Raw genomic sequence first — 21788 nt, forward strand, 5'->3', positions numbered from 1 at the left:
CTACGATTTCGCATAAAAATGATCGGCAATGTCTCACAAAGCATATGGTTTTTACTTACACCACTCCCCCGAAAAATCCGTCTTTTATTGTGGTTCAGGTATAATCGCCGCAACGCTTTGACTGATGGAGACGACCGCTTTGACTAATTTGAATTACCAACAGACGCATTTTGTGATGAGTGCGCCTGATATTCGCCACTTACCTTCCGATACCGGAATCGAAGTGGCTTTTGCAGGCCGTTCCAACGCAGGGAAATCCAGCGCGCTGAACACGCTGACTAACCAGAAAAGCCTGGCGCGTACCTCGAAAACGCCAGGACGCACCCAGCTTATCAACCTATTTGAAGTGGCTGACGGCAAACGTCTGGTCGATTTGCCGGGCTATGGCTACGCAGAAGTTCCGGAAGAGATGAAGCGTAAATGGCAGCGCGCATTAGGGGAATACCTGGAAAAACGTCAGAGCCTGCAAGGCCTGGTGGTACTGATGGATATTCGCCATCCGCTGAAAGATCTGGATCAGCAGATGATTGAGTGGGCGGTAGACAGCAATATCGCCGTGTTGGTGCTACTGACCAAAGCGGACAAACTGGCAAGCGGTGCACGTAAAGCGCAATTGAATATGGTACGTGAAGCGGTGCTGGCGTTTAACGGTGATGTGCAGGTAGAGACATTCTCTTCTCTGAAGAAGCAAGGTGTGGATAAGCTGCGTCAGAAGCTGGATACCTGGTTTAGCGAGATGCAGCCTGTCGAAGAGGCACAGAGCGGCGAATAATTTTCTTGCCCTTGTGCTGGTGCCGGATGCGGTATAAACGCCTTATCCGGCCTTTAAAGTGAAGAAAATTCAATAAGTTGTTATTCACAATAAACCTGATACGCGTAGCGAATCAGACAATACGGATATTTTCTTTCGTGCAATAAAAAACGCCCCAGTCATTACTGACTGGGGCGGCTAAAAAATTCAGCCAAATCCGATTACGTGAAGTAAAAGGTCTGAAAGATAGAACATCTTACCTCTGTACCCTACGCGAGTAACTTTACTCTTTTTTGTTCAGTTCAGAAAGCACTTTTTGTAATTTTTTTTCAGTTGTTGCATAGGAATTTCTAATAGTCATCACAAAATGTGGCGAGTTATGTTGCTTACTTCGAAAAAAAGGCTTGCTCAGGCGAATCTTAGTGCGCCTGATCCCAGTTTTCGCCACTTCCCACTTCCACCAGCAACGGCACATCCAGACGGGTACAGTTTTCCATCAACTGATGGATTTTCTTCGCGACCACATCGAGATCATCTTTATGAACTTCAAACACCAGTTCATCGTGTACCTGCATAATCATACGCACACGCGGTTGCTCGGCCTGGAGCCACGCATCAACGGCAATCATCGCCCGCTTGATGATATCGGCCGCGGTGCCCTGCATTGGCGCGTTAATTGCTGCACGTTCTGCCGCGGCACGGCGCGCACCATTGCTGGACTTAATATCCGGCAAATAGAGGCGGCGTCCGTCCAGCGTTTCAACGTACCCCTGTTCTTTCGCCTGGGCGCGGGTGCGTTCCATATACTCCAACACGCCTGGATAGCGTTCAAAGTAGAGATCCATGTACTTCTGCGCTTCTTTACGCGGAATGTTCAACTGGCGCGCCAGACCGAAAGCACTCATGCCGTAAATCAGGCCAAAGTTGATCGCTTTCGCGCTACGACGTTGTTCGCTGGTGACGGTTTCCAGTGGCAAACCAAACACTTCTGCAGCCGTTGCCCGGTGGATATCTTTTCCTTCTGCGAAGGCGGTCAGCAAGCCTTTATCACGTGAGAGATGCGCCATAATGCGCAGTTCAATCTGCGAGTAGTCCGCAGAAACAATCACGTAATCCTCTGGCGCAATAAACGCCTGACGGATACGGCGACCTTCCTCGTTACGCACCGGAATGTTTTGCAAGTTAGGATCGGTTGACGACAAGCGCCCTGTCGCAGTCACCGCCTGGTGATAAGAAGTATGCACGCGCCCGGTTTTCGGGTTGATCATCAGCGGCAGCTTGTCGGTGTAAGTCGATTTCAACTTCGCCAGACCGCGGTACTCCAGAATCACTTTCGGCAATGGATAGTCCAGTGCCAGCTCTTCCAGCACCTCTTCCGACGTTGACGGCGCACCACCCGGTGTTTTCTTCAGCGGTTTAATCCCCTGTTTTTCAAACAGAATGGTTTGTAACTGCTTGGTGGAAGAAAGATTAAATTCTTCACCAGCAATTTCATGCGCTTTCTTTTCCAGCTCCGCGAGACGCAGAGTGAGTTCTTCTGAATGATTGTGCAGAACTTTCGGATCGATCTTCACACCGTTACGTTCAATGCGCGAAAGCACCGGCACCAGAGGCATTTCGATGTTTTCAAAGACGTTCAACGGTCCTTTTTGTTTTTGCAGATCCGGCCACATTTTCAGATGCAACTGCAAGGTGACATCCGCATCTTCGGCGGCATAGCGTCCGGCCTCTTCCAGGGCAATCTGGTTAAAAGTCAGTTGATTTTTACCTTTACCGGCAATCTCTTCAAAAGTAATGGTTTTGTGCTTCAACCAACGGTCCGCGAGGCTGTCCATGTCGTGACGCCCGGCAACACTGTTGAGAATGTAGGACTCCAGCATGGTATCAAAGGCAATTCCACGCAGCTCAATACCGTAGTTCGCCAGAATGCCGCGATCGTATTTCAGATTTTGCCCAACCTTCAGCGCCTTCTCATCTTCCAGCAGTGGTTTCAGCAGTTCGAGGGCGCGCTCGCGAGAGATCTGGTCGGGAGCATCGAGATAATCATGAGCAACCGGTACATACGCCGCCACACCTGGCTCGATGGCGAAAGATAGCCCCACCAGGTTGGCAGAGACGTTATCGAGGCTGTCGGTTTCGGTGTCAAAAGCAAATACCGGCGCTTTTTCCAGCTTCGTAATCCATTCTTTCAGCGTATTTTCATCAAGGATGGTGACGTAATTGTCGTAAGAAATCACCGTCGCAGTCACTTCCGGCATTTCGTCGACAACAATGGTTTCCTGCGACTTTGTGGCCGGTTTCGCCCCTTTGGCCTGTAACCACTTGCCTGCTTCAACATCGGCAACCCAGCGTTTGAATTCATACTTTTTAAACAGCCCTAACAACTCTTCAGCCGCCGGTTGCTGCACTTCCAGTTGTTCACAGGTCAGCTCCAGCTCAACATCAGTTTTAATCGTCGCTAACTGGTAAGAAAGATATGCTACCTCTTTATTTTGCTCGAGCTTCGCCGCCATTGTTTTCGCACCGCGGAAGCTTAGGCCAGCAATTTTTTCCGGCTCAGCATACAGCGTATCCAGCCCACCAAGACCTTGCAGCAGTGCCTGCGCGGTTTTTTCACCCACGCCCGGTACGCCAGGGATGTTATCTGAAGAGTCGCCCATCAGCGCGAGGAAGTCGATAATCAGTTCCGGCGGTACACCGTACTTATTCACGACCTCTTCCGGGCCAAGGATCGTATTCGTCATGGTATTGATGAGTGTGATATTTGACGTTACCAGTTGCGCCATATCTTTATCACCGGTGCTGATCAGTACCGGGCGACCGGCTTTTTCTGCTTCGCGTGCCAGAGTGCCGATAACATCGTCTGCTTCTACGCCAGAAACGGCCAGCAACGGCAAGCCCATCGCTTTAACCATCGCATGCAGAGGCTCGATTTGCACTCGTAGATCATCCGGCATTGGCGGGCGATGTGATTTGTAATGTTCAAACAGTTCATCACGAAAGGTTTTTCCCTTGGCGTCAAAGACCACCGCTGCATGCGTCGGTTTATATTGCAAGATCAGACTGCGCAGCATGTTGAGGACACCATACATCGCACCGGTCGGCTCGCCTGCGCTGTTGGTCAGCGGCGGAAACGCGTGATATGCGCGATAAAGATAAGATGAACCATCTACAAGGATAAGTGGGTTTTGGGGGATCTGAACCATAATGTCCGTGCCTGTTTATCAGATTATGGGTAAAGGATGCCACAGACGGGATAAAAACATGAGTTTTTCACCGCTTTTCGTGAAAATCTTTTGTAGATCTTCTGGATCGCTCGCTAATCCCCATGTGGATAACTTTGTGCATAAATTATTTACATCGCTTTTAATTTATTCTCATGCTTTTTACAGCATAATATTTATCGTTTACTTTCATGAAGTTAAAAATATCCCCTCAATGAACAATTGAGAAAAAGGGATTTTTTATAATGTGGATAGATATGATTTATTTTTCTATTTAAGGATCATCCGTTATTTGGATCGTTTTCTGCTAAAATCTGCGCCTTGCGCTTCTTTCGCGCACTGTCTATGGCTAACTTTTTGAATAAATTAATTATGACGAGAATACTCGCTACGATAACCCTTTTGCTGAGTATCGTATTGACCATTTTGGTCACCATTTTTTGTTCTGTCCCGATCATCATTGCCGGGATCGTAAAACTGTTGTTACCTGTACCAGTAATTTGGCGAAAGGTTTCACGCTTTTGTGATTTTATGATGTATTGCTGGTGTGAAGGATTGGCGTGTTTGCTGCACCTTAACCCACACCTGCAATGGGAAGTTCACGGGCTGGAGGGGTTAAGTAAAAAGAACTGGTATCTACTTATTTGTAATCATCGTAGCTGGGCAGATATTGTCGTACTGTGCGTGCTGTTTCGTAAGCACATTCCGATGAATAAATATTTCCTCAAACAGCAACTTGCCTGGGTGCCTTTTCTTGGCCTGGCGTGTTGGGCACTGGATATGCCGTTTATGAAGCGTTATTCCCGCGCTTATTTATTACGTCATCCGGAGCGGCGTGGTAAAGATGTTGAAACCACTCGGCGCTCATGCGAGAAGTTTCGTCAGCATCCCACCACTATTGTGAATTTTGTTGAAGGCTCCCGTTTCACGCAAGAGAAACATCAAAAAACCCATTCGGCATTTCAAAATCTTCTGCCGCCAAAAGCTGCCGGTATTGCGATGGCACTGAATGTGCTGGGTAAACAATTCGATAAATTACTCAACGTTACGCTGTGTTATCCGGACAATAATCGCCAACCATTCTTCGATATGTTAAGTGGCAAACTGACACGAATTGTCGTGCATGTGGATTTACAGCCCATTGCTGAGGAGTTGCATGGCGACTATATCAATGACAAAGGTTTTAAACGCCATTTTCAGCAGTGGCTGAACTCACTGTGGCAGGAAAAAGACCGGCTTCTGACATCTCTGATGTCATCACAGCATCAGAATAAGTAAGTTTTACTCGCCTCTGAATTAGCAGAGGCGAGGCATCATTTTAATGAATAAAACGCCCTGCACGAGACATAAATTCTTCTTCACTCATCTCCTGCCCATTGAAAACAACTTTACCTGGCATATAACGCAGTTGCAGTGAGGCGATATTGTTATCAATGGTGATTAACTGAAACATCTTACCTAACGCCATCATTCCGCTAATTTGTTTATCAGCCCGCCTCTGGGCTTTTTCAGCATCCATTCCTTCAGATAAATTAATTTGCTTTGATATTTCAGTGACGACATTAAGCGGTAAAGTCACGTCAAAATTGAGTGATTTAATATCTTTATTTGTGGCCGATGATGATTTAGCAGGATCAGCAATACTGATATCCAGATTAGCGTTAAGTTCTCCGACTGTATTTTTCCAACTAATCGGTAATTTAATAACCGGTTCACTTTTTTGTAATAGCGGTAAAGACTCTTTGAACAACGCAGCATTCACTTCTTCTTGCGCATTTTGATCGTTAGCTAACTCAGGGTGTGCTGCATACTGCTTCTTCATCGCAATATTGTACTGAATGATAAATTGACGAACTGCCGTTGGGTCGATAGATTCAGCAATCAGCGACCATTGACCACTACCTAGCGCCTGATTTCCTTTGGTTAATTTCTCAATACCATAAGTCAGATTAGCATTGATAAAGTCTTTATCTTTAACACGCTCAAGCGTTGTCCTGGCTATGAATACATCAATTTTGGCAACCTCTTCACCACGATTGATAATGCTGACCTGATTAAATTTTGACTCATTTTCACCAATCGGAAATTTATTTCCTTCCAGTCTTGTCAGGGAGTTCACAGTAAAGGTTTTTGCTATTACTTTATTCATCGGCGATAAGTTCAGAGTGATATCTTCGACTTTTCCTTCAATATTCAGGTTAGACAATGAACTATTATCGCCGCTAAAAGTAAACTGGCCTTCACCAAAGGATACCTGACCATACTCTGCAGGAGCAACATCTAATATCGTAGAGAATGAGCCACCAAATGCGAATCGCAATGATGCTTCGACGGGCGATTTATCTTTCGCAGCGATAAATAGCGACTGTGTCAGTTCATTATTCACTAATTTCACTTTTGCAGCCGCCAGAGCAGGGATGACATTACCATGCATTAACATCATGATGGGAAACGGGCCGTGCTCAACATCCACATCAAATGCAACTTTCTGGCCTGGTTTGATATTGAGATCTGGAGCTCCGTTATCAAATGTAATTAGCATTTGAAAATGGGAATTAAAAAAACCTTTTTCAAAGTTTTCATAGCTTGCCGTCATCTCGTAGGCATGTTCACCTTTCTTTTTCCCATCGTTAAAATCTTTAATAAATTTTTCGACACCCGGCTGAATTTGCGTGCCAGTGTACCATGTACCACCACTCCAGATAACGGCTAACGCAATAATTACACCCGTAGCTGACTTACGTATCATATAGATATTCCCTGATAAAACAGCAAAAGTTTGAATATCCACTTATGATGAAATAATGTCCAGCAACTGGACGCATTATCAGAAAGTATTTATATTTATTTAAAAATAAAAAAGCCCGCGAGTATTCACGGGCCTTATGTAATTCACAATGAATTATTTTTTCTCAGACAGATATTTCACTGTGTCAGCATATTGCTGAACAAAAACATCCATATTGCTGGTATCCATACCCTGCGGGTTCAACTGATATTTACCGTTAACAAACATCGCCGGAACGCCACGCAATTGCACATCTGCGGCCGCTTTTTCTTGCTGTGCGACCAGAGATTTAACGACAAAACTGTTCCACGCCGCGTCGTACTCTTCACCTTTAATACCTGCGTTGATAAATACATCGCGGATATCAGATGCAGAGCGAATAGTCTGAGTTTTCTGTACGCCTTCAAACAGCGGAACAGTAACTTTGTCTTCTACACCCAGCGCCATCGCCACTGCCCAGGCCTGAGTCAGATCTTTGCCCAGGTCTCCACCCATGAAGTTGACGTGGTATTTGGTCATCTTCACGCCTTCCGGCAGTTTTTTCTTCACGTTATCAGAAATATGCAGAACTTCTTCAAACTGATAGCAGTGCGGGCAGAAGAAAGAGAAAAACTCCAGCACTTGCGGCGCGCCAGCAACCGGTTTTTCCAGGGTGGTGTACTGTTTACCATCTTCATACTGCGCCGCCGATGCGCTAAACGCTAAAACCAAACCAGCCAGCGCCAGCCAAATCTTTTTCATTGTCTACTCTCTCCGATTAATACATAGGTGTTAATTGTAAAGGGGGTTCTTGTAGAACTTTTACCTGTTCTATAAAAGTCGCCGTCTGTCGCAGCCAGTAATCTTCCCCGGTTAACCACGGGAAATTTTTCGGGAACGCGGGATCAGCCCAACGCCGCATCAGCCAGGCAAGATAATAAACCAAACGCATGGCGCGTAAAGGTTCAATCAGTCCGATTTCAGCGGTGTCGAACTCGCTAAATTCTTCATAAGCTTCAATAATAGTTTCCAATTGCATCCGCTGCTCGGCTTTATCGCCATTGAGTAACATCCACAGATCCTGTACCGCTGGGCCATTGCGCGCATCATCCAGATCGACAAACATCGGACCATCGCGCCAAAGAATATTTCCAGCGTGGCAGTCTCCATGTAGCCGCAGAACGGTGAAATCTTCCCGCCAATGCGCTGTAACAGCGGCAATCAGTTGATCTGTCGCTTTCAGGAATGCGGTCTTCAACCCGGAAGGTATTAGTGTGGCGTCCTCAAACAGCTTACGTGGCTCAGTAAGATATTCATTCAGGCCAATAGTCGGACGATGGATAAAAAGCTGTTTATGCCCCGTCTGGTGCATCCGCCCCAAATAGCGCCCCACCGCTTCCATCTGATCAATATTGTCGGCTTCGAATTGACGACCACCGACGCTTGGAAAAACAGCGTAATAAAATCCCTGATGATTCAATAAAGTTTGACCGTTATAGGCTAACGGCGCGGCGACTGGAACTTCGTCGTTTACCAGTTGTAACGCAAATTGATGTTCTTCGAGGATTTGGTCGGCTGTCCAACGTTCAGGACGATAAAATTTAACGACGAAGCGTCGACGCTCTTCGTCCTGAAATTGATAGACTCGGTTTTCATAGCTGTTAAGTGGGGTAAGACCGGAATCCACCCGGATCCCTTGCTCAAACAGAGCGTCCATGATGGTGTCCGGGTGTAGTGTCTGGAAAGTAAAAGCGCTGTTGTTCATCCCATCATCCGGAAAACATTACGAATGATGAAGGATATCATTTCACGATGATTTTGTTGGTGCCGCTTACAAGCTTTTACTCTTTAATTACGCCACGTGCGCGTAACAGCGCCGTTTTGAAATCTTCTTCATAATCTTTCTGCAAACCCGGGATCACCGCATCTTTTGCGGAATCGCGCATTTTCAGGTGGTAGATTAGAATGTCATCCGTCAAATCCGCCAGTTCGCCGTCAAAACCTGACTCTTTCGCCAATTTCTGCAAAAATTGCAGCAGGTTAAGGTCTGGCTCTTTTTGCCAGGCTGGCTGGAGGAGTTCAATAACTTCATTCAGACGTTTACATTTCATAGTGATGCTCCTTACTCTTGAGACAGACACGTTAGCAGGGTCAATCCCACAATAAAAGAGGCGATATTGGTGAATCTGATGACGACGATAACAGGCGTGGTGCTGGCAGGCGGTAAAGCCCGACGCATGGGCGGCGTAGATAAAGGATTACTTGAATTAAACGGCAAACCGCTGTGGTGGCATGTCGCTGACGCGCTAATGACGCAGTTATCTCACGTTGTGGTTAATGCCAATCGCCATCAGGAAATCTACCGATTAAGCGGTCTGAAAGTAATTGAGGATTCACTGGCAGATTACCCAGGCCCTCTGGCGGGAATGCTTTCAGTAATGCAGCAAGAAGCTGATGAGTGGTTTCTGTTTTGTCCGTGTGATACGCCTTATATCCCCCAGGATTTAGCCTCCCGACTTTATCATCAGCGAAAAGATGCATCTGTAGTGTGGGTCCATGACGGCGAGCGGGATCATCCAACTATTGCCCTGGTAAATCGCACTATTGAGCCATTATTGCAGGAATATCTGCATTCCGGAGAGCGCCGGGTGATGGCCTTTATGAATCTTGCTGGCGGTCATGCTGTTGATTTCAGCGATCGTAAAGAGGCATTTGTTAACGTAAATACGCCAGAGGAGCTTGCCCGATGGCAGGAAAGACAATAATCCCTTTACTCGCCTTTGCTGCATGGAGTGGCACCGGCAAAACCACACTGTTAAAAAAACTTATTCCGGTATTGTGCGCACGAGGGATCCGTCCGGGTCTTATTAAGCATACGCATCATGATATGGATGTTGATAAGCCGGGCAAAGATAGCTATGAGCTACGCAAGGCCGGAGCGGCACAAACCATCGTTGCCAGCCAGCAGCGTTGGGCTTTGATGACAGAAACCCCAAACGCAGAAGAACTGGATTTGCATTTTCTCGCAAGCCGGATGGATGACTCAAAGCTGGATTTGATTCTGGTTGAAGGGTTCAAACATGAAGAGATCGCGAAGATTGTGCTGTTTCGCGATGGGGCCGGACATCGACCGGAAGAGTTGGTGATAGACAGGCATGTCATTGCTGTGGCCAGCGATATACCGCTTAATGTTGATGTCGCGTTACTGGACATTAATGATATTGAGGGGCTGGCTGATTTTGTTGTTGGGTGGATGAGTCAGCAGGCTGAATAAGCAGGAGTAGGTCGGATAAGACGTGGCAAACGTTTCTGCATCAGGCATCCAGCCGTATTTACTCTACTTCCTGCCAGTTTTTTCGCTTGCTGGTTTTACCGATCCCCGGGTTCATACTGTTGGTCGGATCGTTCTCGCGATAAAACTTCTGCAGCGTCTCCGGTGCCTTATACAAATGACCAACGTTATGTTCGGCGGGATATTGTGCGCCGCGCTGCTGCAATAGTTCCAGCATCTGCTCCTTCAACGCATGCACATCCACACCTTTTTTAACGATGTAATCCTGGTGGAAGACGTAACACATAAAATGGCCGTAATAGAGTTTATGCACTAACTGGCTATCGATCTCCGGCGGCAAATGCTCATACCACTCGGTGTCATTACGACGCAGAGCGATATCCAGTGCCAGAATGTCTTCGACTTCATCGGAATGCACCGCCTGATAACGAATTGCCGCACCTGCTGCTGCGAAACGGTGCAAAAATGCTTTGCTGCCTTCCTCCGGCGTACAGACAAAGAAATCACCTTCCGCCTGTTTGAAATAATCCACCAGCCAGGATTTGGCTTCGCCAATGCCATCGCCCGCCATTTTTAACAGCAGATGATGTTCATATTTATCGCGCCAGCTTTTCATACGCGGGGGCAAATGGCTGGGGAACAGATGGCCGAATTTCTGCATCGCACGGTCGGTAAAATGCGGGCGGAAGAATTTTACTTTTTCCAGCATCGCATCGGTACGCCCTTTGATATTAAAGAAGAGTGGCATCTTGTCGGTGCCAAGTTTATCGATCATCAGGAAGGTGTCTTTGCCGTATTTTTCCGCGATATCGTAGATATCCCGGTGCATGTATTCCCCGGCAACCGGCAGATTTTCAAAATTGGCCAGAATATGGCGGCGGATTTCAGTCAGGACTTCCGGCTGATTGGTGCCGATATAAAACACCTGCTGATTTTTCTCTGCTGCGAAAGTGTCGAGACGTACCGCGAATACCGCCAGCTTACCGGCGCAGCCGGAGGCTTCAAACAGTCGATCCGGGTCAGCGTTATAACGTGCGGGGGTGTCGGCTTCGATGTCACGCACGCGGTGAACATAATCATAATCGTGGGCGTGGCGGCCATCGTGGCGTACATCGTCATCTTTGATGCGATCGTCATCCAGTTTGCTGAGGATCTGCTCCGGCGTTTCGCCCAGATCAATCCCCAGATGGTTGACCAGCGTCAGTTTGCCGTTTTCATCAATGCGCGCGAACAACGACATTTCGGTATACGCCGGACCACGCTGTACCAGCGAGCCGCCGGAGTTGTTACAGATCCCCCCGATGACTGATGCGCCAATGCAGGATGAACCAATCACCGAGTGCGGTTCGCGCCCCAATGGTTTCAGGGCTTTTTCCAGCGAATAAAGCGTGGTGCCAGGATATGCCAGCACTTGCTCACCCTTGCCGAGAACGTGCAGTTTGTCGAGTCGCAGGGTGCTGATGATAACGATATCGCGATCATAATCGTTACCGTTTGGCGTGGAGCCTTCGGTCAGGCCGGTATTGGCGGCTTGCATCAGAATAATTTTGTCAGCGGTGACGCAGGCTTTCAGTACCCGCCACAACTCCAGTAGCGAGCCTGGGAAAACAACGGCCAGCGCGTCGCCCTGACCGGAGCGGAAGCCCTTGCGATAGCGGGCCGTTTTTGCGGGATCGGTGAGCAGGTGTGAATGACCCACCAGGCGGGCAAGTTCATTCAAAAAGGCTTTATTATCAGTTGTTGTCATGGAAGACATTTTCCACTCCTTGTGGTGGCGAAAAAACATCACAAACTAGAATAGCGCCTTGTACGACAATTCAGCGAGTGAATATTTTGAAAATTCAGACAATAAACAGAGCATTCTTTTTCTCTCTCCATCATGCTTATGGCAAACTACGGTTTTTGCACCATTTTCGCTGCCACGTCGGGCAACAGAGGAAGAAAAATCCATATGAAATGGCTATGTTCAGTAGGTATCGCGGTGAGTCTGGCCCTACAACCAGCACTGGCGGATGATTTGTTCGGCAACCATCCATTAACGCCCGAAGCACGGGATGCATTCGTCACCGATCTGCTCAAGAAAATGACGGTTGATGAGAAAATTGGTCAGCTTCGTTTAATCAGCGTTGGCCCGGATAACCCGAAAGAGGCGATCCGCGAGATGATCAAAGATGGGCAGGTGGGGGCGATTTTTAACACCGTGACTCGCCAGGATATCCGCGCCATGCAGGATCAGGTGATGGAACTAAGCCGCCTGAAAATTCCTCTCTTCTTTGCCTACGACGTGCTGCACGGTCAGCGTACCGTTTTCCCGATTAGCCTTGGTCTGGCGTCCTCTTTTAACCTCGATGCAGTGAAAACCGTGGGGCGCGTTTCAGCTTATGAAGCGGCAGACGATGGCCTGAACATGACCTGGGCGCCGATGGTCGACGTCTCGCGCGATCCGCGCTGGGGACGAGCTTCCGAAGGTTTTGGCGAAGATACGTATCTCACCTCAATTATGGGTAAAACTATGGTTGAAGCGATGCAGGGCAAAAGTCCGGCAGATCGCTACTCGGTGATGACCAGCGTTAAACACTTCGCTGCTTACGGTGCGGTAGAAGGCGGTAAAGAGTACAACACCGTCGATATGAGTCCGCAGCGTCTGTTTAATGATTATATGCCGCCGTACAAAGCGGGGCTGGATGCAGGCAGCGGCGCGGTGATGGTGGCGCTGAACTCGCTCAATGGTACACCGGCAACTTCCGATTCCTGGTTGCTGAAAGATGTTCTGCGCGATCAGTGGGGTTTTAAAGGCATCACGGTTTCCGATCATGGTGCAATCAAAGAGCTGATCAAACACGGCACGGCGGCAGACCCGGAAGATGCGGTGCGGGTGGCGCTTAAGTCCGGTATCAATATGAGCATGAGTGACGAGTATTACTCGAAGTATCTGCCTGGTTTGATCAAATCCGGCAAAGTGACGATGGAAGAACTGGATGACGCCACTCGCCACGTGTTGAACGTTAAATACGATATGGGGTTGTTTAACGATCCGTACAGCCATCTTGGGCCGAAAGAGTCTGACCCGGCGGATACCAATGCCGAAAGCCGTTTGCACCGCAAAGAAGCACGTGAAGTGGCGCGCGAAAGCCTGGTGTTGCTGAAAAACCGTCTCGAAACGTTACCGCTGAAAAAATCGGCAACCATTGCGGTGGTTGGCCCACTGGCAGACAGCAAACGTGACGTAATGGGAAGCTGGTCGGCAGCAGGTGTCGTCGATCAATCCGTGACTGTGCTAACCGGGATTAAAAATGCCGTTGGTGAAAACGGTAAAGTGCTGTACGCCAAAGGGGCGAACGTTACCAGTGATAAAGGCATTATAGACTTCCTGAATCAGTATGAAGAAGCGGTAAAAGTCGATCCGCGCTCGCCGCAAGAGATGATTGATGAAGCGGTGCAGACTGCGAAACAAGCTGATGTGGTGGTGGCTGTGGTCGGTGAAGCTCAGGGGATGGCGCACGAAGCCTCCAGCCGTACCGATATCACCATCCCGCAAAGCCAGCGCGATTTGGTTGCTGCCCTGAAAGCCACTGGTAAACCGTTGGTGCTGGTGTTAATGAACGGTCGCCCGCTGGCGCTGGTGAAAGAAGATCAGCAAGCCGACGCGATTCTGGAAACCTGGTTTGCCGGTACTGAAGGCGGGAATGCGATTGCCGATGTGCTGTTTGGCGATTACAACCCGTCTGGCAAGCTGCCGATGTCCTTCCCGCGTTCTGTCGGGCAGATCCCGGTTTATTACAGCCATCTGAACACGGGGCGTCCGTATAACGCCGACAAGCCAAACAAATACACTTCACGTTATTTCGATGAAGCAAACGGGGCGCTTTATCCGTTCGGTTATGGTCTGAGCTATACCACTTTCACCGTCTCTGATGTGAAACTTTCTGCGCCGACCATGAAGCGTGACGGCAAAGTGACCGCCAGCGTGCAGGTGACAAATACCGGCAAACGCGAAGGGGCGACGGTTGTCCAGATGTACTTGCAGGATGTGACGGCTTCCATGAGCCGTCCGGTGAAACAACTGAAAGGCTTTGAGAAAATCACCCTGAAACCGGGTGAAACCCAAACCGTCAGCTTCCCGATCGATATTGAGGCGTTGAAGTTCTGGAATCAGCAGATGAAATATGACGCCGAACCCGGCAAGTTCAACGTTTTTATCGGCACTGATTCTGCACGCGTTAAGAAAGGCGAGTTTGAGTTGCTGTAACTCTTTATGAAGGGCGCGACGTTTGCGCCCTTTGCCTGATGTGCTGCGCTTATCAGGCCTACAGGTTGCAAACACCCTGTAGACTGGATAAGGCGCTCACGCCGCATCCGGCAGGAAAACGCGGGCAGTATTTCCCTCTTAAGTATTTATCTGATTCTGCAACTGAATTCGTCCTGTCAGGCTAATCCCGTCATTATCAACTATGCTTTTTTCTTAATTCTCTGAAAACAACAGTAAAAGAATGAGGAAAGCATCATGCCACTCTCAAAGCTCCAGGCCGGTTCACTGGTTTTGATAGCCGCCGTGAGCCTGCCGCTACAGGCGGCTTCCCCCGTTAAAGTCGGTTCGAAAATCGATACCGAAGGCGCACTGCTCGGCAACATCATTTTGCAGGTGCTGGAAAACCACGGCGTTCCCACGGTAAATAAAGTCCAGCTTGGCACCACGCCAGTGGTGCGCGGGGCGATTACTTCGGGCGAACTGGATATTTACCCGGAATACACCGGCAATGGTGCTTTCTTCTTTAAAGATGAAAACGATGCGGCATGGAAAAACGCGCAACAAGGCTACGAGAAGGTCAAAAAACTCGATGCAGAGCAAAACCAGTTAATCTGGCTGACGCCCGCACCTGCGAATAACACCTGGACCATCGCCGTGCGTCAGGATATGGCAGAAAAAAACAAACTCACTTCGCTTGCCGATCTCAGTCGTTATCTGAAAGACGGTGGCACCTTTAAACTGGCGGCCTCGGCAGAGTTTATTGAACGCGCCGATGCGTTGCCCGCTTTTGAAAAAGCCTATGAATTTAAACTCGATCAGGAGCAGTTGCTGTCACTGGCAGGTGGCGACACGGCAGTGACGATTAAAGCCGCAGCCCAGCAAACGTCCGGCGTTAATGCGGCGATGGCCTACGGTACTGACGGCCCGGTAGCAGCGCTGGGGCTACAAACATTAAGCGATCCGAAAGGTGTCCAGCCAATTTACGCGCCTGCGCCAGTGGTGCGTGCGTCGGTGTTGAAAGAGTATCCGCAAATGGCGCAGTGGCTACAGCCTGTCTTCGCCAGCCTCGATGAAAAGACGTTGCAGCAATTGAATGCCAGTATTGCTGTAGAAGGGCTGGACGCGAAAAAAGTGGCTGCCGACTACCTGAAACAAAAAGGGTGGACGAAGTAATTTCCCGTGGCGCATCTTCGTATTAACTCTGTTCTGGCGTTGCTGCTGTTACTGATGGCAATAGCAGCGGCGTTGCCGTTTATCAGTTACGCACCTAACCGATTAGTTTCTGGTGAAGGTCGACAACTCTGGCAGTTGTGGCCGCAAACCATCTGGATGCTGGTGGGCGTTGGTTGCGCATGGCTGACTGCTTGTTTCGTTCCCGGAAGAAAAGGCAGCATTTTTGCTTTTCTCCTCGCGCAACTGGTGTTTATTTTGCTGGTATGGGGGGCAGGAAAAGCCGCGACGCAACTGGCGCAAAGTGGTAGCGCCCTGGCGCGTACCAGCCTCGGCAGTGGCTTCTGGCTGGCTGCGGCGCTGGCGCTGCTGGCCTGTAGCGATGCTATCCGGCGAATTTCCACGCATCCGCTATGGCGCTGGTTGCTGCATATTCAGATCGCCATTATTCCGTTGTGGTTACTGTTCTCTGGCACGCTTAACGATCTTTCGTTAATGAAAGAGTATGCCAACCGTCAGGATGTATTCGATGATGCACTGGCTCAACATCTGGCACTGCTGTTTGGTTCGGTACTGCCTGCGCTGGTTATCGGCGTACCATTGGGCGTCTGGTGCTACTTTTCCACCGCGCGGCAGGGGGCGATTTTTTCTTTACTCAATGTCATTCAGACCGTGCCTTCGGTGGCGCTGTTTGGTTTGTTGATCGCACCGCTTGCCGGACTGGCCGCTACCTTTCCGTGGCTGGGGACGCTCGGCATAGCAGGAACAGGCATGACGCCAGCATTGATTGCCCTGGTGCTCTATGCCTTGTTGCCGCTGGTGCGCGGCGTGGTAGTGGGCTTGAACCAGATCCCGCGCGATGTGCTGGAAAGCGCCAGAGCAATGGGCATGAGCGGGGGGCAGCGACTCCTTCATGTCCAGTTACCTCTGGCGCTGCCGGTATTTCTGCGCAGTCTGCGGGTGGTAATGGTGCAGACCGTCGGTATGGCGGTGATTGCGGCGTTAATTGGCGCGGGCGGTTTTGGTGCGCTGGTTTTTCAGGGACTGTTAAGCAGTGCCATTGATTTAGTGTTGCTGGGGGTGATCCCGGTGATTGTACTGGCGGTGCTGATCGACGCGCTGTTCGATTTGGTTATCGCACTGCTGAAGGTGAAAAGTCATGATTGAATTTAGCCATGTCAGCAAACAGTTCGGCACGCAAAAGGCCGTTAACGATCTCAATCTCAATTTTCAGGAGGGGAGCTTTTCGGTGCTGATTGGCACGTCAGGCTCCGGTAAATCAACCACTCTGAAGATGATCAACCGCCTGGTGGAGCACGACAGTGGCGTGATCCGTTTTGCCGGAGAAGAGATTCGTTCGCTGCCAGTGCTGGAGCTGCGCCGCCGAATGGGCTACGCCATTCAGTCGATAGGTTTATTTCCCCACTGGAGCGTGGCGCAAAATATCGCCACCGTACCGCAATTACAAAAATGGTCGCGGGCGCGAATTGACGATCGTATCGACGAATTAATGGCGCTACTGGGGCTGGAGGCAAATTTACGCGAGCGTTATCCGCATCAGCTTTCCGGCGGTCAGCAGCAGCGCGTGGGGGTTGCCCGTGCACTGGCTGCCGATCCACAAGTCTTGCTGATGGATGAACCGTTTGGCGCACTGGATCCGGTAACGCGCGGCGCGTTGCAACAAGAGATGACGCGCATTCACCGTTTGCTGGGGCGCACCATTGTGCTGGTGACTCACGATATCGATGAGGCGCTGCGCCTGGCGGAACATCTGGTGCTGATGGATCATGGTGAAGTGGTGCAGCAGGGCAATCCGCTGGCGATGCTTACCCGTCCGGCGAATGATTTTGTGCGCCAGTTTTTTGGTCACAGCGAGCTGGGCGTGCGCCTGTTATCGTTACGCAGTGTGACCGATTATGTGCGCCGCAACGAACGTGCTGAAGGTGAGGCGCTGGCAGAAGAGATGACGCTACGCGATGCACTCTCATTGTTTGTCGCCCGTGGCTGTGAAGTGCTGCCGGTGGTTAACGCTCAAGGCCAACCTTGCGGCACACTGCATTTTCAGGATCTGCTGATGGAGGCGTAATCGCATGAAAATAGTGCGCGATCCGCTTTTCTGGTTGATTGCCCTGTTTGTGGCGCTGATTTTCTGGCTGCCATACAGCCAGCCGCTGTTCGGTGCCTTATTCCCACAACTGCCGCGGCCTGTTTATCAGCAAGAAAGTTTTGCTTCCCTGGCGCTGGCCCATTTCTGGCTGGTGGGGATCTCAAGTTTGTTTGCCGTGGCTATTGGCGTCGGTGCAGGAATTGCGGTCACTCGCGCGTGGGGCGCGGAGTTTCGCCCGATGGTGGAAAACATAGCCGCCGTTGGGCAGACTTTTTCACCCGTAGCGGTACTGGCGATTGCCGTTCCGGTGATGGGGTTTGGTCTGCAGCCAGCGATTATTGCGCTGATCCTTTATGGTGTATTGCCCATCTTACAGGCGACACTTGCCGGACTGGGAGCGATTGATGATAGCGTGACAGATGTTGCCAAAGGTATGGGAATGAGCCGGAGTCAGCGATTGCGTAAAGTGGAGTTACCGTTGGCCGCACCAGTGATTCTGGCTGGCGTGCGGACTTCGGTGATTATCAACATTGGCACGGCGACCATCGCCTCAACGGTCGGGGCCAGCACGCTGGGAACGCCGATCATCATCGGACTTAGCGGATTTAATACCGCTTATGTCATTCAGGGGGCGTTGCTGGTGGCACTGGCGGCGATCATCGTAGACCGCCTGTTTGAACGGCTGGTGCAGCGACTTAGCCAGCACGCAAAATAAAGGTATAACCTGCGAGCATGACGCCACCGATACCGCCTAACGCCATCAACAGGAACAGGGTGATAACCCCAATTTTAGCTATGCGCATAATGCACTCCTTATGTTAACGAAAGGATTGTACAGTAAAGCGCATTTGTTAACGAATCATTAAATGCCAAGCGGAAAAATATCATGTCCTTGCTCTTGCCAGTGGGTAAGTTGCTGCTGCTGGGCGGGAGACTGGTTGTCACCGCACCATACCAATAATGTTCGGCCTTCGAACAGTTCCGGGCGTAGCTGATTGAGCGAGTGAGCGAGAACATCAATACGCCATCCCTGTTGGCTGGCGATCCAGCCTTCCAGCCACAGGCGGGTGGTGTCCTGAATATTCCAGCCGACGACCAGCGCATCTTTGCCCTGTTTTTTACGTGCCGAGGCCAGACAAATGGCGATGTAGTTGATCAACACGCCATCAAGGATCGCCAGCAACGTCTGGAGGGTTGGCTGCTGACACTGAAGCCGTCGGCGCAGAGGAATAAACAGATGTGTGGTGAGGGTCTGAGCGGGATAATCCTGACCGCGCTCTTTGATCCACATTCGCAGACTTTGCAGATTGCCGCTTTGCAGGTAATTAAGCAGAGTTTCTTGCTGATCGCGCCAGCCGTTCTGCACATCAACATTTTCATTACTGAGTAGCATTTTGACTTTGCTCACCTGCACGCCGTTGTCGATCCAGCGTTTAATCTCCCGGATCCGGTCGATATCCGCATCGTTGAACAGGCGATGACCGCCGTCGGTCCGCTGTGGTTTCAGCAATCCGTAACGTCTCTGCCACGCGCGTAACGTGACAGGATTGATATCACAAAGCAACGCCACTTCACCAATTGTGTAAAGCGCCATCCATCCTACCACCCTTGCTCGCGAGGTCCCGGTTTAACTTTAGACGTAGTTTTGCGAACCAGGTAGTTTTGCCCGTTTTTTGTTCATCTTCAGGGTGATTTTGTTTTTGCCAGATTGTTTTGAGTGATCGTAATCACGAATTCTCATTTTTCTGCAAGAGTTCAAAGAAAGTTAAACGCAGGCAATGTATGTTACGCATGTTTAAGGGATCTGTGGTTTGCGGGTATGTACGATTTTAATCTGGTGTTGCTGCTGCTTCAGCAGATGTGCGTTTTTCTGGTTATCGCGTGGTTAATGAGTAAAACGCCATTATTCATACCATTAATGCAGGTCACGGTTCGTCTGCCGCATAAATTTCTCTGCTATATCGTCTTTTCCATCTTCTGCATCATGGGCACCTGGTTCGGGCTGCACATTGACGATTCTATTGCCAACACCCGGGCGATTGGCGCGGTGATGGGCGGCTTACTGGGCGGCCCGGTGGTGGGCGGGCTGGTTGGTCTGACCGGCGGGTTACATCGTTACTCGATGGGAGGCATGACCGCGCTGAGTTGCATGATCTCGACCATCGTCGAAGGTTTGCTCGGGGGGCTGGTACACAGCATCCTGATCCGTCGCGGGCGCACCGATAAAGTCTTTAATCCGATTACCGCAGGTGCTGTTACATTCGTCGCGGAAATGGTGCAGATGCTGATTATTCTGGCGATTGCCCGACCTTATGAAGACGCCGTGCGTCTGGTGAGTAATATCGCTGCGCCGATGATGGTAACCAACACCGTGGGCGCGGCGCTGTTTATGCGCATTTTGCTTGATAAGCGCGCGATGTTTGAAAAATACACTTCGGCTTTTTCTGCCACGGCGCTGAAAGTGGCAGCCTCGACAGAAGGGATTTTGCGCCAGGGCTTTAATGAAGTGAACAGCATGAAAGTGGCGCAAGTGCTCTATAAAGAGCTGGATATTGGGGCGGTGGCGATTACCGATCGTGAGAAACTGCTGGCGTTTACCGGAATTGGCGATGATCACCATCTGCCCGGTAAGCCAATCTCTTCTACGTACACCTTAAAAGCGATAGAAACCGGCGAAGTGGTGTACGCCGACGGCAACGAAGTGCCTTACCGTTGTTCTCTGCACCCGCAGTGCAAGTTAGGTTCAACGCTGGTTATTCCATTGCGTGGCGAAAATCAGCGGGTGGTGGGAACCATCAAATTGTATGAAGCGAAAAACCGCCTGTTCAGTTCGATCAACCGCACGCTGGGTGAGGGGATCGCACAACTCCTTTCGGCGCAGATCCTCGCCGGGCAGTATGAGCGGCAAAAAGCGATGCTTACGCAGTCGGAAATCAAGCTGTTACACGCCCAGGTGAATCCCCATTTCCTGTTCAATGCGCTTAATACCATTAAAGCGGTGATCCGCCGCGACAGTGAGCAGGCCAGTCAACTGGTGCAGTATCTTTCTACTTTTTTCCGCAAAAACTTAAAGCGGCCTTCGGAGTTTGTTACTCTCGCTGACGAGATTGAACATGTGAACGCTTATCTGCAAATTGAAAAGGCTCGTTTTCAGTCGCGCTTGCAGGTCAATATTTCTATTCCGGAGGAATTATCCCAGCAGCAGTTGCCCGCGTTTACCCTACAACCGATAGTCGAAAACGCCATTAAACATGGGACATCGCAACTACTGGATACCGGGAGAGTGGCAATTAGCGCGCGCCGTGAAGGGCAACATTTAATGCTGGAGATCGAAGATAATGCCGGTTTGTATCAACCGGTAACCAATGCCAGCGGGCTGGGGATGAATCTGGTGGATAAGCGTTTACGTGAACGGTTTGGCGATGACTATGGGATCAGCGTCGCCTGTGAGCCTGATAGTTACACCCGAATAACGTTACGACTGCCATGGAGGGATGAGGCATGATTAGAGTCTTAATTGTCGATGATGAACCGTTAGCACGGGAAAACCTGCGCGTATTTTTGCAAGAGCAGAGCGATATTGAAATCGTCGGTGAGTGTTCAAACGCCGTGGAAGGGATTGGCGCGGTGCATAAACTGTGCCCGGATGTGCTGTTTCTCGATATCCAGATGCCGCGCATCAGTGGTCTGGAAATGGTGGGGATGCTCGACCCGGAACATCGTCCATATATCGTTTTTCTGACTGCGTTTGATGAATACGCCATTAAAGCCTTTGAAGAACATGCTTTTGATTATCTACTGAAGCCGATTGATGAAGCGCGGCTGGAGAAATCCCTGACCCGCCTGCGTCAGGAACGCAGCAAGCAGGATGTTTCCTTGTTGTCGGAGAATCAGCAAGGACTGAAATTTATCCCTTGTACCGGTCACAGCCGTATTTATTTGCTGCAAATGAAAGATGTGGCATTTGTCAGCAGTCGGATGAGCGGTGTTTACGTCACCAGTCACGAAGGTAAAGAGGGCTTCACTGAACTGACTTTACGCACTCTGGAGAGTCGTACGCCGCTACTGCGTTGTCATCGGCAGTATCTGGTTAACCTCGCGCATTTGCAGGAGATTCGTCTGGAGGATAACGGCCAGGCGGAGTTGATTTTGCGTAATGGCTTAACCGTTCCGGTCAGCCGTCGTTATCTGAAAAGTTTAAAAGAGGCGATTGGCCTGTAAAAGACTG

At 49.9% G+C, this 21788-nt stretch carries 20 protein-coding genes; 11 read left to right on the forward strand and 9 right to left on the reverse strand.

All coding sequences use genetic code 11. From position 1 onward, the window contains the following. The first annotated feature begins 139 nt into the window (after positions 1 to 139). The gene (gene yihA, locus ESM_RS0105315) at positions 140 to 772 is read left to right on the forward strand and encodes a ribosome biogenesis GTP-binding protein YihA/YsxC (RefSeq protein WP_001517354.1); all 633 of its coding nucleotides are present in this window, start codon (positions 140 to 142) and stop codon (positions 770 to 772) included. 186 nt (positions 773 to 958) lie between these two features. Here yihA and ESM_RS1000000129620 read toward each other — a convergent pair whose 3' ends face one another. Then, a complete protein-coding gene (locus ESM_RS1000000129620; protein WP_071892919.1) occupies positions 959 to 1006 on the reverse strand; it encodes a spot 42 RNA, inhibition of DNA synthesis in 48 nt (15 codons plus the stop codon). A gap of 164 nt (positions 1007 to 1170) precedes the next feature. Then, entirely contained in the window at positions 1171 to 3957 is a 2787-nt protein-coding gene (gene polA, locus ESM_RS0105320; RefSeq protein WP_000249981.1) for a DNA polymerase I, read from the reverse strand. A gap of 363 nt (positions 3958 to 4320) precedes the next feature. Between polA and ESM_RS0105325 the strand changes: the two genes are divergently transcribed. After that, complete coding sequence (locus ESM_RS0105325) at positions 4321 to 5253, forward strand: acyltransferase (protein ID WP_010376791.1); 933 nt, start codon at positions 4321 to 4323, stop codon at positions 5251 to 5253. A 40-nt stretch (positions 5254 to 5293) separates the two neighbouring features. Here ESM_RS0105325 and ESM_RS0105330 read toward each other — a convergent pair whose 3' ends face one another. From ESM_RS0105330 to ESM_RS0105345, 4 genes are all read right to left on the reverse strand, one after another. Continuing rightward, the gene (locus ESM_RS0105330) at positions 5294 to 6724 is read right to left on the reverse strand and encodes a DUF945 family protein (protein ID WP_010376792.1); all 1431 of its coding nucleotides are present in this window, start codon (positions 6722 to 6724) and stop codon (positions 5294 to 5296) included. A gap of 153 nt (positions 6725 to 6877) precedes the next feature. Further along, positions 6878 to 7504, reverse strand: coding sequence for a thiol:disulfide interchange protein DsbA (gene dsbA / locus ESM_RS0105335; protein WP_000725337.1), 627 nt, complete (start codon positions 7502 to 7504; stop codon positions 6878 to 6880). A 16-nt stretch (positions 7505 to 7520) separates the two neighbouring features. Beyond that, a complete protein-coding gene (gene srkA, locus ESM_RS0105340; RefSeq protein WP_001065532.1) occupies positions 7521 to 8507 on the reverse strand; it encodes a stress response kinase SrkA in 987 nt (328 codons plus the stop codon). A 76-nt stretch (positions 8508 to 8583) separates the two neighbouring features. After that, positions 8584 to 8853, reverse strand: coding sequence for a YihD family protein (locus tag ESM_RS0105345; RefSeq protein WP_001295263.1), 270 nt, complete (start codon positions 8851 to 8853; stop codon positions 8584 to 8586). A gap of 69 nt (positions 8854 to 8922) precedes the next feature. On the opposite strand from ESM_RS0105345, the gene mobA reads away from it, so the two are divergent. Next, positions 8923 to 9507, forward strand: a complete 585-nt coding sequence (gene mobA, locus ESM_RS0105350; RefSeq protein WP_001052194.1) for a molybdenum cofactor guanylyltransferase MobA — start codon at positions 8923 to 8925, stop codon at positions 9505 to 9507. Continuing rightward, entirely contained in the window at positions 9489 to 10016 is a 528-nt protein-coding gene (gene mobB, locus ESM_RS0105355) for a molybdopterin-guanine dinucleotide biosynthesis protein MobB (protein ID WP_000907596.1), read from the forward strand. Before mobA ends, mobB begins: the two co-directional genes overlap by 19 nt. A 58-nt stretch (positions 10017 to 10074) precedes the next feature. Here the strand turns inward: mobB and dld are convergent, their stop codons facing one another. After that, positions 10075 to 11790 carry a D-lactate dehydrogenase gene (gene dld, locus ESM_RS0105360; RefSeq protein WP_000097358.1) on the reverse strand — a complete coding sequence of 572 codons (1716 nt, stop codon included), beginning with the start codon at positions 11788 to 11790 and terminating at the stop codon, positions 10075 to 10077. A 195-nt stretch (positions 11791 to 11985) separates the two neighbouring features. Here dld and bglX point away from each other — a divergent pair, with 195 nt between their 5' ends. The 5 genes from bglX to ESM_RS0105385 all read left to right on the forward strand — a co-directional run bounded on the left by bglX (position 11986) and on the right by ESM_RS0105385 (position 18275). Beyond that, the gene (gene bglX, locus ESM_RS0105365; RefSeq protein ID WP_000871466.1) at positions 11986 to 14283 is read left to right on the forward strand and encodes a beta-glucosidase BglX; all 2298 of its coding nucleotides are present in this window, start codon (positions 11986 to 11988) and stop codon (positions 14281 to 14283) included. Positions 14284 to 14538: 255 nt separating this feature from the next. Next, complete coding sequence (gene osmF / locus ESM_RS0105370; RefSeq protein WP_001131224.1) at positions 14539 to 15456, forward strand: glycine betaine ABC transporter substrate-binding protein OsmF; 918 nt, start codon at positions 14539 to 14541, stop codon at positions 15454 to 15456. A 6-nt stretch (positions 15457 to 15462) separates the two neighbouring features. Beyond that, positions 15463 to 16620 (forward strand): ABC transporter permease, encoded by a 1158-nt coding sequence (locus ESM_RS0105375; RefSeq protein ID WP_000940766.1) that lies wholly within the window; start codon positions 15463 to 15465, stop codon positions 16618 to 16620. Further along, a complete protein-coding gene (gene yehX / locus ESM_RS0105380; protein WP_000569388.1) occupies positions 16613 to 17539 on the forward strand; it encodes a glycine betaine ABC transporter ATP binding protein YehX in 927 nt (308 codons plus the stop codon). Before ESM_RS0105375 ends, yehX begins: the two co-directional genes overlap by 8 nt. Before the next feature lie 4 nt (positions 17540 to 17543). Then, positions 17544 to 18275, forward strand: a complete 732-nt coding sequence (locus tag ESM_RS0105385) for an ABC transporter permease (protein ID WP_000706929.1) — start codon at positions 17544 to 17546, stop codon at positions 18273 to 18275. Here ESM_RS0105385 and ESM_RS01000000124145 read toward each other — a convergent pair. Both ESM_RS01000000124145 and mlrA read right to left on the reverse strand, forming a co-directional pair. Beyond that, on the reverse strand, positions 18256 to 18363 hold the full coding sequence (locus ESM_RS01000000124145) for a protein YohO (RefSeq protein ID WP_001216965.1): 108 nt from the start codon (positions 18361 to 18363) through the stop codon (positions 18256 to 18258). The two genes, ESM_RS0105385 and ESM_RS01000000124145, sit on opposite strands and share 20 nt — an antisense overlap. Before the next feature lie 59 nt (positions 18364 to 18422). Continuing rightward, positions 18423 to 19154: an HTH-type transcriptional regulator MlrA gene (mlrA, locus tag ESM_RS0105395; RefSeq protein ID WP_001240391.1), complete on the reverse strand. Its 732-nt coding sequence runs from the start codon at positions 19152 to 19154 to the stop codon at positions 18423 to 18425. A gap of 225 nt (positions 19155 to 19379) precedes the next feature. Here mlrA and btsS point away from each other — a divergent pair, with 225 nt between their 5' ends. Then, a complete protein-coding gene (gene btsS, locus ESM_RS0105400; RefSeq protein WP_001516697.1) occupies positions 19380 to 21065 on the forward strand; it encodes a two-component regulatory system sensor histidine kinase BtsS in 1686 nt (561 codons plus the stop codon). Further along, positions 21062 to 21781, forward strand: coding sequence for a two-component system response regulator BtsR (gene btsR / locus ESM_RS0105405; protein WP_000621761.1), 720 nt, complete (start codon positions 21062 to 21064; stop codon positions 21779 to 21781). The genes btsS and btsR overlap by 4 nt, the downstream gene beginning before the upstream one ends. Positions 21782 to 21788 lie beyond the last annotated feature (7 nt).

The sequence above is a fragment of the Escherichia sp. TW09308 genome, from assembly GCF_000208565.1.
Lineage (GTDB): Bacteria > Pseudomonadota > Gammaproteobacteria > Enterobacterales > Enterobacteriaceae > Escherichia > Escherichia marmotae.

Bases quoted from the DNA above. Each gene is read 5' to 3' on its own strand.
- ESM_RS0105345 (WP_001295263.1), bottom strand. From the start codon at position 8,853: ATGAAATGTAAACGTCTGAATGAAGTTATTGAACTCCTCCAGCCAGCC.
- ESM_RS0105330 (WP_010376792.1), bottom strand. From the start codon at position 6,724: ATGATACGTAAGTCAGCTACGGGTGTAATTATTGCGTTAGCCGTTATC.
- mlrA (WP_001240391.1), bottom strand. From the start codon at position 19,154: ATGGCGCTTTACACAATTGGTGAAGTGGCGTTGCTTTGTGATATCAAT.
- polA (WP_000249981.1), bottom strand. From the start codon at position 3,957: ATGGTTCAGATCCCCCAAAACCCACTTATCCTTGTAGATGGTTCATCT.
- ESM_RS0105325 (WP_010376791.1), top strand. From the start codon at position 4,321: ATGGCTAACTTTTTGAATAAATTAATTATGACGAGAATACTCGCTACG.
- ESM_RS01000000124145 (WP_001216965.1), bottom strand. From the start codon at position 18,363: ATGCGCATAGCTAAAATTGGGGTTATCACCCTGTTCCTGTTGATGGCG.
- dld (WP_000097358.1), bottom strand. From the start codon at position 11,790: ATGTCTTCCATGACAACAACTGATAATAAAGCCTTTTTGAATGAACTT.
- btsR (WP_000621761.1), top strand. From the start codon at position 21,062: ATGATTAGAGTCTTAATTGTCGATGATGAACCGTTAGCACGGGAAAAC.
- btsS (WP_001516697.1), top strand. From the start codon at position 19,380: ATGTACGATTTTAATCTGGTGTTGCTGCTGCTTCAGCAGATGTGCGTT.
- bglX (WP_000871466.1), top strand. From the start codon at position 11,986: ATGAAATGGCTATGTTCAGTAGGTATCGCGGTGAGTCTGGCCCTACAA.
- osmF (WP_001131224.1), top strand. From the start codon at position 14,539: ATGCCACTCTCAAAGCTCCAGGCCGGTTCACTGGTTTTGATAGCCGCC.
- mobB (WP_000907596.1), top strand. From the start codon at position 9,489: ATGGCAGGAAAGACAATAATCCCTTTACTCGCCTTTGCTGCATGGAGT.
- ESM_RS0105385 (WP_000706929.1), top strand. From the start codon at position 17,544: ATGAAAATAGTGCGCGATCCGCTTTTCTGGTTGATTGCCCTGTTTGTG.
- yehX (WP_000569388.1), top strand. From the start codon at position 16,613: ATGATTGAATTTAGCCATGTCAGCAAACAGTTCGGCACGCAAAAGGCC.
- dsbA (WP_000725337.1), bottom strand. From the start codon at position 7,504: ATGAAAAAGATTTGGCTGGCGCTGGCTGGTTTGGTTTTAGCGTTTAGC.
- srkA (WP_001065532.1), bottom strand. From the start codon at position 8,507: ATGAACAACAGCGCTTTTACTTTCCAGACACTACACCCGGACACCATC.